General features: G+C 47.4%; 18 protein-coding genes. 6 read left to right on the top strand and 12 right to left on the bottom strand.

Going from position 1 to position 16,996, the window contains the following annotated elements:
* Nucleotides 1-83: 83 nt before the first annotated feature.
* The 4 genes from priL to WOA13_RS08205 all read right to left on the bottom strand — a co-directional run bounded on the left by priL (nucleotide 84) and on the right by WOA13_RS08205 (nucleotide 2,678).
* Nucleotides 84-1,142, bottom strand: coding sequence for a DNA primase regulatory subunit PriL (priL, locus tag WOA13_RS08220; protein ID WP_342127431.1), 1,059 nt, complete (start codon nucleotides 1,140-1,142; stop codon nucleotides 84-86).
* Nucleotide 1,143: 1 nt separating this feature from the next.
* The gene (locus tag WOA13_RS08215; RefSeq protein WP_048204627.1) at nucleotides 1,144-1,881 is read right to left on the bottom strand and encodes a DNA polymerase sliding clamp; all 738 of its coding nucleotides are present in this window, start codon (nucleotides 1,879-1,881) and stop codon (nucleotides 1,144-1,146) included.
* Nucleotides 1,882-1,969: 88 nt separating this feature from the next.
* On the bottom strand, nucleotides 1,970-2,281 hold the full coding sequence (locus WOA13_RS08210) for a transcription factor S (RefSeq protein WP_048204628.1): 312 nt from the start codon (nucleotides 2,279-2,281) through the stop codon (nucleotides 1,970-1,972).
* The gene (locus WOA13_RS08205) at nucleotides 2,259-2,678 is read right to left on the bottom strand and encodes an NUDIX hydrolase (protein ID WP_342127430.1); all 420 of its coding nucleotides are present in this window, start codon (nucleotides 2,676-2,678) and stop codon (nucleotides 2,259-2,261) included. Before WOA13_RS08205 ends, WOA13_RS08210 begins: the two co-directional genes overlap by 23 nt.
* 67 nt (nucleotides 2,679-2,745) lie before the next feature.
* Between WOA13_RS08205 and artA the strand changes: the two genes are divergently transcribed.
* From artA to WOA13_RS08190, 3 genes are read left to right on the top strand one after another with little or no spacing between them, the layout of a single operon-like run.
* Complete coding sequence (gene artA / locus WOA13_RS08200) at nucleotides 2,746-3,558, top strand: archaeosortase A (RefSeq protein WP_342127429.1); 813 nt, start codon at nucleotides 2,746-2,748, stop codon at nucleotides 3,556-3,558.
* Between the two features lie 11 nt (nucleotides 3,559-3,569).
* Entirely contained in the window at nucleotides 3,570-4,196 is a 627-nt protein-coding gene (locus tag WOA13_RS08195) for a phosphatidylserine decarboxylase (RefSeq protein WP_342127428.1), read from the top strand.
* The gene (locus tag WOA13_RS08190; RefSeq protein ID WP_342127427.1) at nucleotides 4,196-4,876 is read left to right on the top strand and encodes an archaetidylserine synthase; all 681 of its coding nucleotides are present in this window, start codon (nucleotides 4,196-4,198) and stop codon (nucleotides 4,874-4,876) included. Before WOA13_RS08195 ends, WOA13_RS08190 begins: the two co-directional genes overlap by 1 nt.
* A 106-nt stretch (nucleotides 4,877-4,982) precedes the next feature.
* Here WOA13_RS08190 and clpB read toward each other — a convergent pair whose 3' ends face one another.
* Nucleotides 4,983-7,589, bottom strand: coding sequence for an ATP-dependent chaperone ClpB (clpB, locus tag WOA13_RS08185; protein WP_342127426.1), 2,607 nt, complete (start codon nucleotides 7,587-7,589; stop codon nucleotides 4,983-4,985).
* Nucleotides 7,590-7,921: 332 nt separating this feature from the next.
* Here clpB and WOA13_RS08180 point away from each other — a divergent pair, with 332 nt between their 5' ends.
* The 3 genes from WOA13_RS08180 (at nucleotide 7,922) to WOA13_RS08170 (ending at nucleotide 10,134) form a co-directional block, all read left to right on the top strand.
* Complete coding sequence (locus tag WOA13_RS08180) at nucleotides 7,922-8,329, top strand: ArsR family transcriptional regulator (RefSeq protein ID WP_342127425.1); 408 nt, start codon at nucleotides 7,922-7,924, stop codon at nucleotides 8,327-8,329.
* A gap of 74 nt (nucleotides 8,330-8,403) precedes the next feature.
* Entirely contained in the window at nucleotides 8,404-9,657 is a 1,254-nt protein-coding gene (locus WOA13_RS08175; RefSeq protein WP_342127424.1) for a sensor histidine kinase, read from the top strand.
* Between the two features lie 120 nt (nucleotides 9,658-9,777).
* Nucleotides 9,778-10,134 carry a dihydroneopterin aldolase family protein gene (locus tag WOA13_RS08170; RefSeq protein ID WP_342127423.1) on the top strand — a complete coding sequence of 119 codons (357 nt, stop codon included), beginning with the start codon at nucleotides 9,778-9,780 and terminating at the stop codon, nucleotides 10,132-10,134.
* Between the two features lie 58 nt (nucleotides 10,135-10,192).
* Here WOA13_RS08170 and hisC read toward each other — a convergent pair whose 3' ends face one another.
* From hisC to WOA13_RS08135, 7 genes are all read right to left on the bottom strand, one after another.
* The gene (gene hisC, locus WOA13_RS08165) at nucleotides 10,193-11,275 is read right to left on the bottom strand and encodes a histidinol-phosphate transaminase (protein ID WP_342127422.1); all 1,083 of its coding nucleotides are present in this window, start codon (nucleotides 11,273-11,275) and stop codon (nucleotides 10,193-10,195) included.
* Nucleotides 11,262-12,434: an acetylornithine transaminase gene (locus WOA13_RS08160; RefSeq protein ID WP_342127421.1), complete on the bottom strand. Its 1,173-nt coding sequence runs from the start codon at nucleotides 12,432-12,434 to the stop codon at nucleotides 11,262-11,264. Before WOA13_RS08160 ends, hisC begins: the two co-directional genes overlap by 14 nt.
* Nucleotides 12,435-12,460: 26 nt before the next feature.
* Nucleotides 12,461-13,324 (bottom strand): polymer-forming cytoskeletal protein, encoded by an 864-nt coding sequence (locus tag WOA13_RS08155; protein WP_342127420.1) that lies wholly within the window; start codon nucleotides 13,322-13,324, stop codon nucleotides 12,461-12,463.
* A gap of 146 nt (nucleotides 13,325-13,470) precedes the next feature.
* On the bottom strand, nucleotides 13,471-13,941 hold the full coding sequence (locus tag WOA13_RS08150; protein WP_342127419.1) for a PUA domain-containing protein: 471 nt from the start codon (nucleotides 13,939-13,941) through the stop codon (nucleotides 13,471-13,473).
* A gap of 391 nt (nucleotides 13,942-14,332) precedes the next feature.
* On the bottom strand, nucleotides 14,333-15,805 hold the full coding sequence (locus WOA13_RS08145) for an RtcB family protein (protein ID WP_342127418.1): 1,473 nt from the start codon (nucleotides 15,803-15,805) through the stop codon (nucleotides 14,333-14,335).
* 48 nt (nucleotides 15,806-15,853) lie between these two features.
* On the bottom strand, nucleotides 15,854-16,294 hold the full coding sequence (locus WOA13_RS08140) for an archease (protein WP_342127417.1): 441 nt from the start codon (nucleotides 16,292-16,294) through the stop codon (nucleotides 15,854-15,856).
* 70 nt (nucleotides 16,295-16,364) lie between these two features.
* Nucleotides 16,365-16,973 carry a CDP-alcohol phosphatidyltransferase family protein gene (locus WOA13_RS08135; protein ID WP_342127416.1) on the bottom strand — a complete coding sequence of 203 codons (609 nt, stop codon included), beginning with the start codon at nucleotides 16,971-16,973 and terminating at the stop codon, nucleotides 16,365-16,367.
* Nucleotides 16,974-16,996 lie beyond the last annotated feature (23 nt).

Here is a 16,996-nt window from a genome sequence, read left to right as displayed (position 1 = left end):
ACGTGAATATTTGGTGCATTAAACAAAATGCGAAATTTAAAATTAGATCAGGAATTAACTAATAAATTCAAAAGAGGAGGCCTTCAGGTCTTCTTTTGATTCTCTTTTTCCGCTTTGTTCTTGAACCACATCCTTCTGCTGTAATATCCTAATGGATGCTTAATGCTCTTGCAGATCTCATCAGGATTGTAGCAGTTGCCGTATGTGCGCATGGTGTTGCAGGACGGTGGCTTGTAGGGCGTACCTGAGGAGCCTGCAATATGCTCTATCTGGTAGCGCGTTTTCTCTTCGTCAAAGTCAGGCGATACATTGAACATGGCGACGACCTCGTCCACGGACATCCCTATGTTGAGCAGGAACGATGTCATTGCAAATCTCATTGAATGGGCGAGGTTCACTCCTGCCCTGACCTTTGCGATAGCCTCTACGATACATGGGGGGAACAGTTCACTTTCGACCTTCTGGAACTCTCCGACACCAAAATCGGATTTCTTTTCTTCAAGGGTCTCGTTGATATCTGTAAGGTGGGGGTTGCATGCCTCGCATATCTCGTCAGGAACTGCTAGTGGCAGTGCATTCTGTATACGTACACGAATGGCTTCCTGGAGCAGACGGGCGAACTCTTCCTTTGTGATCCTCACATGGCCTGCTTTCATTTTCCTGTTGACAAGCTTCCAGTTGAGGTCCTTTAAGGGACTTGCAAGCCTTATGTAATCGGTAAAATGAAGGTCGAAAAGGATGTCATGTGTGTCCTCATTCTCGTAAGTATCTGCATTGATGCGGAAATCAACCCCAATCTCCTGCAGGAATTCCGGTTGTTGTGTCTTAAGGAGCCTGTATGCAGCCTTTGCTTCTGCAAGTGCATATTTCCTTATCAGGAACTGGTCATCTATGCAGGATACCAATATCCTGGCAAAAGGGTAGGATAAGAGCTCGGTGAGTATCTTTCCCTCTTCCGAAGCTGAAGGTGAGGGTTTTTCTATCTCTCCGGTCAGTGATTGTGTGACACGTTCCTTTCCGCGCATGCGGGCCGCGTCAAGTGCGCGGGAGGATAATAGTCTCTCTGGTGAAAAACCGAGGCTACCGACATATTCGGATGCCTCGGATACGAAAGGATATAAGGCCAGATCTCTGCTTTCCATTTTAGTCAGACTCGATCCTTGGTGCAAGGAGGTATCCGATAGTTCCGGCTCCGTTGGCAATGGAGAAGTTGATCTTTATCGGGAAGTCCTTTCCAAGGTGAAGTGTAACTTCATTGGATTTTGAGGCTGGTTTGATGATATCTGAAAGGTAGTCCAGTGAGAACAGTGAACGTGTGTCGTTGGGCTTGATGTCGATCAGCTGATCTCTTGACATTGTGAGCTTCACACGGTCAGTGTCACCCTCTGCTTCCATGAAGAAGTCCTCTCCTTCAACACCAAGTAACATGTGGTCGCTGATCTTCTCTGCAGCCTTGACAGCCTTCTGGAGGTCCTTGCCGTTAAGGACGATCTGTGCCGGAAGGTCGAGCTGTGGTATCCTTGGTTCTGCACGGATGGTTGACGGATCAAGTAAGGATAGTGTGTATGAGAAACCGCCGATCTGGATCATCAGTTTCTTTGTATCTTCATTAAGTTCCATGTGGACCTTGTCATCCCTGTCTGCAACTCCGAGTATGTCACTTACTCTTGAGAGGTCCAATCCCAGTTCGCAGTCATCTGCACTGAAATCATCGAATGCCTCGGTCGCCAGGTCAAAACTGACCATTGCAACGTTTGCAGGATCGACTGCCCGGACGGCGATTCCTTCCGGTGATATCCTGAACCTTGCTTCATCCACGAGTACAGATAGTGTTTCGACTGAATCCTTTAGAAGATATGCATCAATTGTCGCCTTGAACATGTTGTTTCTCCGCCAAATAGTTTCGATTTCAACTTCTTTATATCAGTTACAGTATATATGTTTTCACTGTTTTGCTTTGACACGGCTTTTAGTCATATTCACGCCATGTGAAGCTGCATTTGGTACACTTGAAGAACCTTGTCTCGGATTCATCAGCAGATCTCAGCTGTCTAAGCCACCAGTATGCGGTATTGTTTTCACATTCAGGGCATCTTACAGTAGTTGTCGGGAGTCCTTCGTCAATATTTCCTTCAAGAACTGTAACTTCTCTTTCTTCACGGTTTGATCTTGATACAAGTTCAGGCGCTTCTTCCTTCTCTTTTACATACCCGCATTTTTTGCATTTTAATGAGCCTTCGATGGGGAACATCATGCTCTTACATTTTGGACAGAATTCCATTAATATCGTCTCCTGCGTCGTCAATCATTTTCTGGTGGTCGAAAGCTATGTCCGGCAGCTCCTTTATGTCGAACAATGCTACTCCGGCGGCGTCCGTGGCGGCTCTTGGCTCTCCGTGGCCGATCGCAAGGTAACAAACGGACACAGTATGTCCTCTCGGGTCGCGCGAAGGCTCTGAATATACTCCAACCAATTTAATAATATCGATAGACAGCCCGGTCTCTTCCTTTGCTTCACGAATGACCGCAGCTTCGGTCGTCTCTCCCACCTCCACAAAACCGCCAGGCAATGCGAAGTTGTTTTTAAAGGGAGGGTTCTTCCTTTTAATGAGTACAATCTTCCTGTTTAATATGATTACGGCATCAACTGTTAGCAGGGGTGTGGTTGGAACTGTCATTTGAACAAAACCTTAATACAATTAGCAATGATACTATATATCATACCTGTAATAAAGGTGCTTCACAATGATAGAGAATGTACTATGGATCGCAGTTGCCCTGATGGTCCTCTCCTCGGTAATTCCTACAAAAAGAGGCGCAAAGTACCTCGTAGGCGGGGTAGGGTGGATTTTCTTTTCCGTCCATTGGGCATACCAGCCAGTTCACTATATTGAGATCAGTGATTACTTCAATGTAGTGCTGACCCTGGCAATTGCCGCGTTCTGTCTTTTCATGGCACATAATATGATACGTGAGTACAGGGAGCCTTCTATATCAGGAAGGGGTGGCGATATTGATATCGTCCTGATGGTAACAAGTGCAACGGCCATAGGCTCATTGTTCTATTTCCCTTTCGCGAACATTCCTGCCCTGAACCAGTGGCTCATATCCAATGTGACCAATGCTACGGCCGGTCTTCTCACCTTTCTGGGATACAATGTGGATTCAACATGGCATAAGATCACCTACAATGGCTATACTGTGCAGATAATCCTTGCCTGTACTGCCATCGAAAGCATTGCCCTTTTCACAGGACTTATAATCTCCATCAATGCACCTTTCAAAAGGCTCATGTCAGCATTTATGATCTCGGTGCCGGTAATATATGCACTTAATATTGTCAGGGATGCCTTTGTAATAGTGGCCTACGGTGACCAGTGGTTCGGTCCTGAAAGTTTTGAGATCGCACACCATGTGATCGCCAAGATCGGATCAGCTATTGCGCTCTTTGTGATAGCTTATGCTGTGATGCGAATATTGCCTGAGCTTCTTGACATGATCGACGGTCTGTGGCAGATGACGACCAGGCATGTCAGGAATATTGTACGGAAAAGCTAAGGACCTCGGAAATGTTAGCTAAAGATTCGGCCTCATGGATCGCTTTTATGGGCTTTTTTGCTCTGGCAGTCACAATAGCGTCTTTCCTTACTGACCTTTTATCGCTACGGTACCTGTCATATGCTGCTTTTGCTATCTTTGTCTTCATGATCTGGTTCTTCAGGGACCCTGACAGGACAACAAAGATATGTGACCACTGCCTGTTCTCTGCTGCAGACGGAAAGGTCATAGACATTAGCAATGGGAAGGTCTGTGTTTTCATGAACATCCACAATGTTCATGTCAACCGTGCACCGATCTCCGGTAAGGTCCGCAGCATAGAGCACAAAAAAGGTGGCCATATGCCTGCCTTCAACAAGGATTCTGACAGGAACGAGCGTACTATCACGGTCATAGGGAGCAGCCATGGTGATGTGGAGGTGACCCAGATAGCCGGTGTCCTCGTGCGCAGGATCGTATCCTATTTGCAGGAAGGTGACGAGGTTGTCAGCGGCCAAAAGATCGGTATGATACGATTTGGCTCAAGGGTTGATGTGAGTATTCCTTCAAATTTCGAGATATCCTGTAAGGTAGGTGACCGCGTGTATGCAGGTGAATCCATGATCGCAAAAGAAAAAGGCTTCAGGAGGAAACAATAATGATGTTCAAGCTCCTCCGTATCCCTGACTTCATGACACTTGGGAATGCCCTTTTCGGCATGATGGCGATCTTCAGTGCATGCTCCGGTTATGATGACCTTGCTTTCATATTGATACTTTTTGCAGCTATTGCTGACGGAATGGATGGTTTCCTGGCACGCAAGGTCGGTAGCAGTGATGTTGGTGAGTATCTTGATTCCCTTGCAGACGCGATATCTTTCGGTGTTGCACCTGCCTGTGCCCTATACTTCATCTATGGATATACCCACCCATACCTGATGGCTATTGTTGCCTGTTTCTACCTCTTCTGCGGAATTCTTCGTCTTGCAAGGTTCAACACGAAGCACAAAAGCATACCTGACTTTGAGGGCCTGCCAATAACCGCAGCTGCTGTGGTAATGGCTTCCTATTTGCTCATAGCAGACCGTTACGTTTACTTTTACGGCGTAATCGGTATCATGGTGTTGCTTTCTTTACTTATGGTCAGTGAATATCCATATCCAAAGCTAAGAGGCTCAAAAGCAATGGGATTTGTGGCTCTTGTATTTGCTTTACCCATAATGTCCTACTTTGTGCTCCCTGCATATCTTCCTGTATTTTCCACAGTGATGTTCCTCTTATTGCTCCTCTATCTTGAATCTCCGATAATGAGGGTCCCGAGGAAATATTACGAGGACTGATCTGGAACTATGACTGGCAAAATCCTTTCGTGATAGTCCTATACAAAATCTGGTCAGGTAAAGTTAAAAAAAGTAGTAAAGGGGATCATCTGTCCCCTCTCACGTCTTATTCTTCGGCCGGTTCTTTCACTTCTACAGTGATTCCCCGTTCATTGGCACCCACGATAACGGTGCATCCTTCAAGAGCCTTTCCTGCAACGATCAGTTTTGCAACTGCTGTCTCAACCTCGTTCTGGATCACACGTTTCAGTGGGCGTGCACCAAACATTTCGCTGTAACCTGCATCTCCAAGGTAGTGCTTTGCATCATCGGTGATCTCAAGGGTGATCCTCTTATCCCTGAGCCTGTGGACAAGGTCTGCAACCTTGATGTCCACGATATGAACAAGCTGGTCCTTCGTCAGTGGCCTGAAGATCGCCAGCTCATCGATACGGTTGATGAACTCCGGCCTGAAGTGCTTTGTCAGCTCATTCTGTGCCATCTCCTGCATCTTTGCATAGTCCTCGCCTTTCTCAAGTTTTGAGATAGCGTAGTCCACGCAGATGTTCGATGTCATGATGATGAGCGTGTTCTTGAAGTCCACCGTCCTTCCGTGTGAATCTGTCAGGCGTCCGTCATCGAGTATCTGGAGCATGACATTGAACACATCATGGTGTGCCTTTTCGATCTCATCGAACAGAACAACTGAATACGGTCTCCTGCGTACTGCTTCGGTGAGCTGTCCGCCTTCCTCATGGCCGATGTATCCCGGTGGGGCACCGATAAGCCTTGATACTGTGTGCTTTTCCATGTACTCGGACATGTCAATGCGGATCATGTTGTTCTCATCATCGAACAACTCTGCTGCAAGTGCTTTAGCAAGCTCTGTCTTACCAACACCGGTAGGTCCGAGGAAGATGAAGCTTCCAATCGGCCTCTTCGGGTCCTTGATACCTGCATAGGCACGGATGACTGCATCAGAGACAGCCTTCACCGTCTCATCCTGTCCGATAAGCCTCTCATGGAGCTTGTCTTCCAGATGTGTGAGCTTCTCGCGCTCGCCTTCCATGAGCTTGGTGATCGGGATGTTCGTCCACTGGCTTACCACCTGTGCGATATCCTCCTCGCCTACCTCTTCCTTGAGGAGCATTTCTTCCTGTTGTTCCTGCAGTTTTTCTTCCTCTTCCTTGTACTGGTGTTCAAGAGGTGCGAGTGTGCCGTATTTCAGCTTGGATGCCTGTTCGAAGTCTCCGCTGTTCTCGGCAAGTTCTAACTGGACCTTGATCTCTTCGATCTGCTGCTTCAGGGAACCCAGGTTTGCGATAACATCCTTTTCAGCCTGCCATTTTGCCCGCATGGCATCGGATTCGGCACGGATGTCCGCAAGCTCTTTCTCAAGGTCTGCAAGCCTCTCCTTTGAAGCTGCATCCTTCTCTTTTTTGAGTGCTTCGCGCTCGATCTCCAGCTGGAGGATCTTCCTGTCAGCTTCGTCAAGTTCCGGTGGCTTGCTGTCGATGGATGTCCTGACCTTTGCAGCTGCCTCGTCCACAAGGTCGATGGCCTTGTCAGGCAGGAACCTGTCCGAGATGTAACGGTCGCTGAGAACTGCTGCTGCCACAAGTGCGGTATCCTTAAGCCTTACTCCGTGGTGGACCTCATACTTCTCTTTCAGTCCTCTCAGGATGGAAATGGTGTTCTCGACATCAGGCTGGTCCACAAGTACCGGCAGGAAACGTCTCTCAAGAGCTGCATCCTTCTCGATGTACTTGCGGTACTCATCAAGGGTGGTAGCACCGATACAGTGGAGCTCGCCCCTTGCCAGCATAGGCTTTAACAGGTTTCCTGCATCCATGGCACCCTCTGTGGCACCTGCACCTACAATGGTGTGCAGCTCATCGATAAAGAGGATGATCTGTCCTTCGGATTCCACAACTTCCTTTAATACTGCCTTCAGGCGTTCCTCGAACTCTCCTCTAAACTTCGCTCCAGCGATCAGGGAACCCATGTCCAGTGCGATTATCTTCTTGTCTTTCATGTCATCGGGGACGTCCCTCTTTGCAATACGCAGTGCAAGGCCTTCGACAATTGCGGTCTTACCGACACCGGCCTCTCCTATGAGGACCGGATTGTTCTTCCTGCGGCGGGAAAGGATCTCGATGGTGTGCCTGATCTCCTGGTCCCTTCCGATAACAGGGTCAAGTTTTCCCTGTGCAGCAAGTTCTGTAAAGTCGATACCGTATTTCTTGAGCGGTTCCATTGTATCTTCGGGATTTTCGGTTGTGATGCGGCGGTTCCCCCTTAGTTCTTTTATTGCCTGTAACGTTGCTTCTGTTGTGACTCCTGCCTCTTGAAGTATGCGGGAGCCGGGGCTTCCTTTTTCTTTTAATAATGCTATGAGGAGGTGTTCAACACTGACATACTCGTCGTTCATGGAGCGTGCTTCCTTGTCAGCAGTATCCAGGACCCGGTTGTAGGACTGGCTCACGTATGCCTGCTCGCTTCCCGGGCCGGATACCTGTGGAAGTCCTGATAAGTGCTGTTCAAGCTTCCGGACGATCTCCTGTGTATCAGCGCCCATGTTTGTAAGAAGTGTGGGCACGAGGCCACCGTCCTGTTCCATCAATGCAAGGAACATGTGTTCACAATCTGTCTGCTGGTTGTAGTATCTTGCAGAAATTGTGAATGACTTCTGGATGGCTTCCTGTGCTTTCTGTGTAAAACGGTTTAGATCCATTTGAACCTCCTTATGTTATGTTCATGTAATGGTTTGTTCTACTCTCTGTCATTGATATGAATTAAATCTTTAACAATAATTCTCAACAATAACCAAATTGTGTCCTTGAAGCATACTCCCTTTGCTACCCGGATGGTGTTATTGTAGGTTCAGGTCACAATCGGCATGTTTGTGAACTATTTCATTTAACACTTTTACTCATCCTTTCTGCTATTTAAATGTTTTGTAAAAAATCTATTTATTTACTATTTTATACCTTCGATATTGATTTTATCGAAATGATATCTACAAAAACAAGAAGGTATTTATGTTAAAAGACCAATGTATCTTTGATGACTCACCAGATCATCCTTATAAATATTGAAAAACCCGTGGAAAAGGACCTCGAAAATGACATCCATTGGTTCTGTGATAGTTTCGGTCTCTCCTCGGGCAGGGATGTGGAGGAAATCTCCAAAAAGATAGTAATGGATATGCTCTCAAACCTTTCCCGTAACGAAGGTGTTACTTCAGAGATGCTTGCAAATTCCCTGGATATCAGTTTATCAAGGGTAAATCATCACCTCCGAAATCTCATTGGCTCGGGCCTTGTCTACCGTAGAAAAAAGATGCTGTATCTTCGCGGTGGCAGTCTAAGGGCTGCGGTCTGCGAGATGAGGAAAGATTCAGAAAGGATCTTTGATGAGCTGGAAAAGATCGCTGAGGAGATCGATAATGAGGTTGGCCTGAGAAGTAGGTGAGCTTCAGCTTCCTGTTTTTATCTCTTATTGCCTGATCAGGCATCCTTATATAATGCCTGCTTATATATTATGTATTGAATGATTTGGGGTACGATTATTCATATGGGGGTCCAGGAGGTTTTCCTATCACCAGAAAGTATAAATCTGATGTAAAAGATGGGCTTGGGGCAGCCCGGATCAATTCTTCTCATGACGAAAAGACGGAGAATTACATTCCTGGCAATACTAATAGTAGCAATGTGGAGAAGACGATAAAAAGCAGGGAATCCCTTTTAAGAAATGTCCTGGAAGCTACGGACGACGGCATTGCTTTTTTTGATATCAATGGGACGATAAGGCTGTCGAACAAAAGGTTCCGTGAGATCTGGAATATTCCCAATGAAGCTGAGATCGGGAAGAACTACCTTGAAGCATTTACCAAATATGGTGTACTCCAACTAAAAAATGCCAGCGAAGTCCTTTCAAAGATACAGAACCTTTCAGGTCCTCAAGGATCCAATTCGGATCTTCTTTATTTCAGGGATGGCCGTATTTTTGAGTACTATCTTTTTCCTGTAATTACAGATGGGATCCTTAAGGGGTATGTATGCAGTTACAGGGACATCACTATGAGGAAGAAAGCAGAGTCCGATCTTCAGGAATATGCCCGGGAACTGGAGCACTCAAATGAACTTAAGGACCTGTTCACAGATATCATTCGCCATGACCTCATGAATCCTGCAGGTCTTGTGAAAGGATTTGTGGAAATATTGCTTAGGAGGGAGTTCGACCCGGACACCACTGAAAAGCTCCGTGCAATTAAGCGAAATAACGGAAAACTTATCGATATGATCGAATCAGCATCCAAGCTTTCAAGGCTGGAAGCGATCAGTGTACTGGAGTTCAAGGAAACGGATGTTGGTGCGATCGTAAAGCTGGCAATACAGTCCCTTGGCAAACAATTCAGGAGCAAGCAGATCGTTCTCGAGGACAATGCAACCGGTAAATACAATGCAAAGACAAGCCCTGTACTGGAAGAGGTCTTCGTGAACCTGCTTTCAAATGCAATAAAATACAGCCCCGGGGGAAGCAGGGTTATTGTTGACATTCTCGACAACGGTGATGAGTGGAAGATTACAGTAACTGATTCCGGAGAGGGAGTTGCTGATGAGGACAAGCCATTCGTTTTCGAGAGGTTCAAACGTGCAACCAAGGCGTCTGTAAAGGGCACCGGTCTGGGCCTTGCTATTGTCAAAAGGATAATTGATCTTCATGGCGGTGAAGTGGGGGTAGAGGACAACCCCGAAGGACAGGGAAGTGTTTTCTGGGTTACTGTGAAGAAGGCCTGAAGGCAGTTTCATTCTTTCGTTGTCTTCTTCTTCATCATCCCTTTTAGAATTTCAGGTAACCGTATTGGCTTTATATTTTCAGGTCAATCTCGACCCATAAACTATCAAGGTAGGTAGCATATGGCCGAAAACACAATAACTGACAGGGACAACGTACTTTTTGAAGCCGGGATCAAACTCGGAGCTTTGTATCACCAGTTCACCGGCTCTCCTGTGAGCCTGAGGACCGTGGAAAGTCTTGAGGAAGCTATTGCACAGAGCATCTCGGTACAGCCATGCGTGGAGAACATCACAGTTTCCATTGACAGGGATATGGTACGTTCAAAGCTCAATGATGAGTTCGGATACTGTGAGCTGGAAGGTCGTATGCTCAACGTCCAGATCGATGCAAAATATGGCTCTGCAAAGGTCCATGTCTCAATGGAGTTCAATAAGGAGCTGGACTATCCATTAATGAAAATAGATAAAATAGACTGACCACCTTTTCCAGGCGGTCAACTGAATGTTTTAATTTATGCTTTAAGTTCCAAAGTGGTCAGATGGAAGAGAACCCTTCCACGACCTTTTTGTTCTGCTCTTCTGTGCCGATGGTAATGCGTATGAGTGAATCTCCTGCATTGGCAAAGGAAGTACAGTCGCGAACAATTATTCCTTTCTTGAGCAATTCCGTGGTAACATCACGTGCCTTGTGAGGGGCTACGTCAACAAGCACAAAGTTTGCCTGGGTGTCGTAGACCTTGAACGGGATGTTGTCCTGAAGATATTTCTTGCCCGTACGTGCCAGTTCAATGCTCCTGTTGAGGTGTTCTGTATCTGAAAGTGCAGCAACACCTGCAGCTACTGCCGCAGAGCTTACATTGAACGGGGTTGCGATCTTCATGTACTCTTCCTTGAGCCAGATAGGAATCATTCCGTATCCGATCCTCATGCCGGCGAGTCCGAATGCCTTTGAGAATGTCCTTCCCACAATGATGTTGTCATATTCCGGAACAAGGTGTGCGACATTCCTGTCAGCGAATTCAACGTATGCCTCATCAACGAACACGAGGGCATCAGTGGCCTCTGCGATCCGGAGTATGTCCTCTTCAGGTATCACATTACCTGATGGGTTGTTTGGTGAGCACAGGAAGATGATCTTTGTTCTTGGCGTGATAGCATCGATCAGCTTTTCAATATCCACTGAGAAGTCCTCTTCACGCTGGACGTAAACAGGAACAGCGCCGTTCGCACGTGCGGATATCTCATAGTAGGAGAACGTCGGTGTTGTGAGGATGACCTCATCACCACGGCTTATGACAAGTCTTGAAAGTCCGTCCAGAAGCCCGTCCATTCCCGGGCCGGATGCCACGATGTGGTCTGCGGCTATGCCGGTATATTCGGAGATCGCTTCCACGAGCTCACGGGCATCGGCTGAAGGGTATATGCTAATTCCCTGTGCATCATCTATGAGTGCTTTCACTGCTTTTTGTGATGGCCCCAGAGGGTTCTCATTTGAACCGAGCTTTATCACAGATGCAGGGTCAAGGCCGTAAGCTCTTACGATGTCGTCGATGGATTTGCCGGGTACATATTTTGCAATGGATGCGACCTCTTCCTTTATCAGCTCATATCTGGGCAATTATGTCCACCACCGCGTCGATCTGTTCTTTGGTAATTACAAGAGGAGGTGCGATACGGATGACCTTCTCAGATGTGCAGTTGAGGAGCACTCCGTTCTCCCTTGCAAGGTCTACGATATCTGCGCATGGCCTGTTGATTTCAACACCGATCATGAGTCCTTTTCCGCGGACCTCTACGATGTTGTCAAGCTCAAGTGAGTTGAGCTTGTCCATGAAGTACTCTCCCATCTGTGCTGAGCGCTCCACAAGGTTCTCGTCCCTGATCACGCCTATGGATGCAAGGGCTGCGGCACATGCAAGCGGTCCGCCTCCGAAGGTCGCAGCGTGCTGGCTCTTGTCGAAGGTGATACCATCACGTGCCGTGATAGCACCCATTGGGAATCCTCCGCCGATTGCCTTTGCCATTGTCATGATATCGGGATCCACCTTAGAGTGTTCTTTACAGAACCATTTTCCTGTCCTGGCAAAACCGGTCTGTACCTCGTCGAATATCAGGAGCATTTCGTTCTCATCACATATCTCACGCACTTCTTTGAGATACTCGTCAGATGGCACATTGATACCGCCTTCTCCCTGTATCGGTTCAACGATTACCGCTGCGGTATCTTTTGTTATTGAATCCCTGATGGCCTGTGCGTCGTTGTAGGGTACGAACTTCTCTCCCTGGATGAGGGGTTCGAAAGGTGTCCTGTAGATGGATTTGTGTGTAACTGTAAGGGATCCCATGGTACGGCCGTGGAATGAGTGTTCTGCTGCGATGAACTCGGTCTTTCCGGTTGTTACTCTTGCCAGTTTCATTGCAGCTTCAACGGCTTCGGTACCGGAGTTACAGAAGAATGCACGGCCCATGCCGGTAATGCCTACAAGTTCCTCGGCAAGCTGTGCCTGGACGTCGGTATAATAGAGATTTGATACGTGGATGAGCTTCTCAGCCTGTTTGCTGATCGCCTCTACAACACGTGGGTGGCAGTGTCCTACATTGTTCACGGCAATTCCTGCCACACAGTCAATGTATTCATTACCGTTGATGTCGCGGACAACTGAGCCGTTTCCGCTCTCAAGAGCTATAGGCTGGCGTGTGTATGTCTGCATTACGTAATTTTTATCCTGTTCTACTATTGATTCGTAATCTTTTGATAGAGTAATCTCTTTGGTCATAGAATACCTCAGAATTAGGTATGTTGTCAAATATCGAGTGTCATCAGCTCATTATCGGTGAGGGCATCTTCTCCTTCTCTTTCGAAGACGATACCTCCTGATGCTCTCATGACACCGTCCACACGTGCGGTCTCATGTATCCTTATGGAACTGGCATTGATCTCTCCAAGGACATGTGTGCCTTTATCGATGTACACCTCTCCACGTGAGACTATGTTCCCGTGTATTATGTTGTTCTCACCAAGGTTCACCGTGTTCATGGTACGTATGCTTCCGTAAAGTGTGGTGCCATTTGCCATATCGAGGGAAGTGGCGCGTATGTTCCCAACAAGGCGACAATCGTTTCCGATCACAGCGTTTGAAGGTACTCTTATTGAGTCAATGGATATTTTTGAGCCGTTGGGTATTATCATGGCAACGCTTCCGATGGTCTCGACTTCTTCATCGAACAGCTCATTCAATGCCTTCTCGACCTCTTCATCCTTGCCCATGCGTAAAAGTTCGGTCAGGTACAGGAACAGGTAGGCGATCACCGGGACCGGGTTTCTTACCACGATCCATCCCTTTGCCTCAAAACCGCCCTTGATCTTTACATCGTTGCCTATGTCAAGGTCTCCTTTGACCACAAGTTTCCCGTCAATAGAGACGAACTCTCCGATGTAGGCGTTCTCTTTGGTCTTGACAGTACCGCCGATATGGGACCATATATCGATCCTGATGTCTGATATTGTTTTTATATCGCCGGAAACCTCGACCCTTTCCCCAAGGATCGCAGAATTAGCTATAAGGCCATATCGTACATCGGAATGGTTACCTATTATGATGTCCCCATCCAGCACGATATTGCGCTCTTCCATTTTTGTATTGTCTGGAATGACAAACGTTTTCAAGAATTCCTCTTCTGCGATGATCTCACCCTCCGACGAGATGAATTTGAGGCGATATATAAGTTCACAGCTTATTTAACCTGTTGCTATATGTAGATTTTGACGTCAGGCACAGGTTTCTTCCATATGCCTGTAAGGTCTAACCGGGTTTACTGCTCACATCCACAGCGAACATCCACCGCAGCACCGGTGTCCAGTGCTTCCACCTCATCCGGTGAAAGCATGAGCTGTCCGGTTGCAATGGCATTGTCGTTCTCATCAACAACAATGACCTCGTCCCCGCTTCGAAGGCCAGGGTCGATTGCAGTCACATGCTTTGCGAATGTTGTCTTTCCCTTTGCAACAAAAGGAACTGCATCATCACAGACCGTAACTCTGAGGCCTGGTGCAGGTATGTGTGAGTGGACCGTTGCAGCAGCTTCCATGCTGAGTGTGAGCATTCCGTCCTTTGCCCTTGCTGTTGCAACACGCTTTCCGTCAAGCATGATCTGCCGGATACGTTTTGTCCTTGAGAGCTGGAAGGTTATGTTATCGGGGAAAAGGATCTCTCCACATCCCTTGCCGAACTGGTAGTCAGCCATAACACGAACTCTTTTAATCATCTTCGCCTTTTTATCCATGGGCGCAAAATTAAGAATATAACTTAAAATGGTTGACGGTCGGATAGTGAAAAAACGGTTATGGAAAATAATCCATCACGTGTTTTATATTTAAATGATATCGAACATCTTTAAATATTATTATATCATTTTATTATTTGAGGAAGCGGACAGATTGCTTGCAAACTTTTGTGTTGTAAATGACTGTAATCAAGCAAACCATTCATCCCCTCAAACAAAGCCGTTTCCTCACTCTCTTGTAGCCTTTTGTTATTCCCGGACCCTTTAAGCAAAGCTATTATTTCCGGATCCAGTTGCTTCGATCAGCTGCTTTTATCGAAGTTCCAGCTCTTTCCTTTCTATATTCAGTTCCATCTAACCGGTATATTTTCCAAAAGGAAAAGGCCGAAGATCAGCCTTTTACAACACCAAGAGGCATCATTCTGGCAACCTTTCCCGCAATGCCAAGATCGTGGACAACATTGACCACATCACTGCTGGACTTGTAAACCCCGGGTGCTTCCTCTGCGATAACCGATGGATGTGCAGCCCTTACCATGATGCCGCTTTTCTCAAGATCGCTCTTGACATCCTCGCCGTGGAACTCTTTCTTTGCATGAGCACGGCTCATGACCCTGCCGGCTCCGTGGCATGCACTTCCGAAAGAGATGTCCATTGAGGCTTCTGCTCCGTGAAGTACGAAAGATGCGGTCCCCATACTTCCTGGTATCAATACCGGCTGGCCCACGTCACGATATGCCTGCGGAACGTCCTTGTGTCCCGGTGGGAATGCCCTTGTAGCGCCTTTCCTGTGGACATAGACATTCTTTTTCTTCCCGTCCACGGTATGCTCTTCCAGCTTTGCAACATTGTGTGCAACGTCATATACAAGATCAAGTCCGAGCTCATCCATGTCTGACCTGAAGATGTCTGATATGACCTCTCTGGTCCAGTGGGTTATGACCTGCCTGTTGTTCCATGCATAGTTAGCAGCGCATATCATGGACCTGAAGTAGTTCTGTGCTTCGTCGGACTGTGCCGGAGCGCATGCAAGCTGCTTGTCAGGAAGTGAGATCTTGTACTTCTTTGAAGCTTGCGAGATCGTACGAAGGTGATCCGTGCAGATCTGGTGTCCTGTACCTCTTGAACCGCAGTGTATCATGAAGGTGACCTGTCCTTCTTCCAGCCCGAACTTTTCGGCAACTTCCCGGTCATATATCTGGTCTATATACTGTACCTCAAGGAAGTGGTTCCCACTACCCAGTGTGCCTGCCTGTGGTTTTCCTCTCTTGCGGGCCTTGGAGCTGATATGGCTGACATCTCCTCCTTCAATGCATCCGCCGCCTTCGCAGTGCTCGAGGTCAGCTTCCACTCCGTAGCCGTTCTCAACTGCCCAGCGGGATCCGTGCAGGAATATGTCATCCAGTTCACTATCCGAGGCCCTCAGGCGGCTTTTTGAACCCACGCCTGCAGGCACGGATTGGAAAAGCTTCTCTGTGAGCTCTTTCATCACAGGGCGTACATCATCAACAGTGAGGTTGGAGCGCAGGAGGCGAACTCCGCAGTTGATATCAAAACCCACGCCACCTGGGCTGATCACTCCTTCTTCCTCGTCGAAGGCGGCAACGCCTCCTATTGGGAAGCCGTACCCAAGGTGTGCATCGGGCATGGCCATGGAATATTTCTGAATTCCAGGAAGCATTGCCACGTTTGCAACCTGGTCGAGTGCCTCCGGCTCAAGGTTGTGGATCAGTTTGTCTGAGAGAAATATCCTTCCGGGTACGTTCATTCCCGGCTTTGTTCCGATGGGTATCTCCCATATGTTATCGTCTATCCTTTTGAGCGATTCCTGTATGCCGCCCTGTCCTTCTTGTTCTTCTTCCATGCCTTTCCCTCCCACTGTGATGTTGGACTATTATTGTAATTTATATGATCATGTATCCACTGTGACCTGTACCATGAACCCTTCCGGTGTTTCTTCTGCCTTAAGGTCGTTGTATGTCGCAGCTTTGACCTCGGTATCGATCTCGTGTTTTTCGAGGTCTATCTCTTCACCGCTTGCGCGTGCTGATAATTTGTATTCTCCATCCTCCTGTGTGATACTTTTTACCTCGAACTTTCCGAAGGATATGAAGTCCACCTCAAAGATGAACAGGAGTTCTGAGAGCCAGTCCACCAGAAGGTCGTCGATATCAGGTGCTGTAAGCTCGATATCTTCTGTATGTATGCAGTCGACCTTTGAGGTATTGATCATTACGTTGAACATGGCAACGGCTGCGTTCTCAAAGGCCTCTTCCATTGTTTTCCCGTAGGCCCTGAACTTGGCATCTGCCGTGTGTTCAAGATATTCATATTCCAGGTCAGAATTCTGCATGTTTTTTAGATGGACTTTGCTCTACTTTAAACTATTCCAGAAAAAAATCGCCATCAGAAGAAGAGAACGGTTAGAGGAGCTTCCATATGCTGCCCATTCTCTGTATGGTAGTTATGTGGCTTCCGATAGCTATGATGATTATGCCCCAGCCTATCATGCTGTATCCCAGCACCATCTCGCTGTGGATTACGTATGCTATGGATGCAAGAAGTATCACCACGAGCCTGTCAGCCCTGCCCATGATGCCGCCGTAGAACCTTCCGATTCCCAGTGCCTGTGCCTGTGTCCCGAGATAGCTGACCAGTAGTACAAGGACGATGGTTATGGTACCTATCTGCCACTGCACATGTCCTCCGAAGAACATTCCGCAGATGATGAACACATCGGAATAGCGATCGATGACATGGTCAAGGAAGTCGCCTTTTCTGCTATCGGTGCGCATGTATCTTGCAACTGCTCCGTCCAGTGCATCAAGGGATGAATTGAGACCTACGAAAAGGAGCGCTGCAAGTGCAAATAAAGGTCTTTCAATCGAGAAGTAGAAACATATTCCTGCCAGTACTGCGAACCCTAAGGATGCAATTGAAAGGGAGTTTGGTGATATGCCCCTTCTTGCGATCGATATGGCTAGCGGGTCCAGTATCCTTGTGGCAGCAGGTCTTAATGCATCTATGGTCATGGACTTCTCCTTATCTTGCTCTT

It is taken from the genome of Methanococcoides sp. LMO-2 (genome assembly GCF_038432375.1).
Taxonomy (GTDB): domain Archaea; phylum Halobacteriota; class Methanosarcinia; order Methanosarcinales; family Methanosarcinaceae; genus Methanococcoides; species Methanococcoides cohabitans.
Note: the sequence above shows the minus strand (reverse complement) of the source record. Positions and strands in the feature narration are given on the sequence as shown.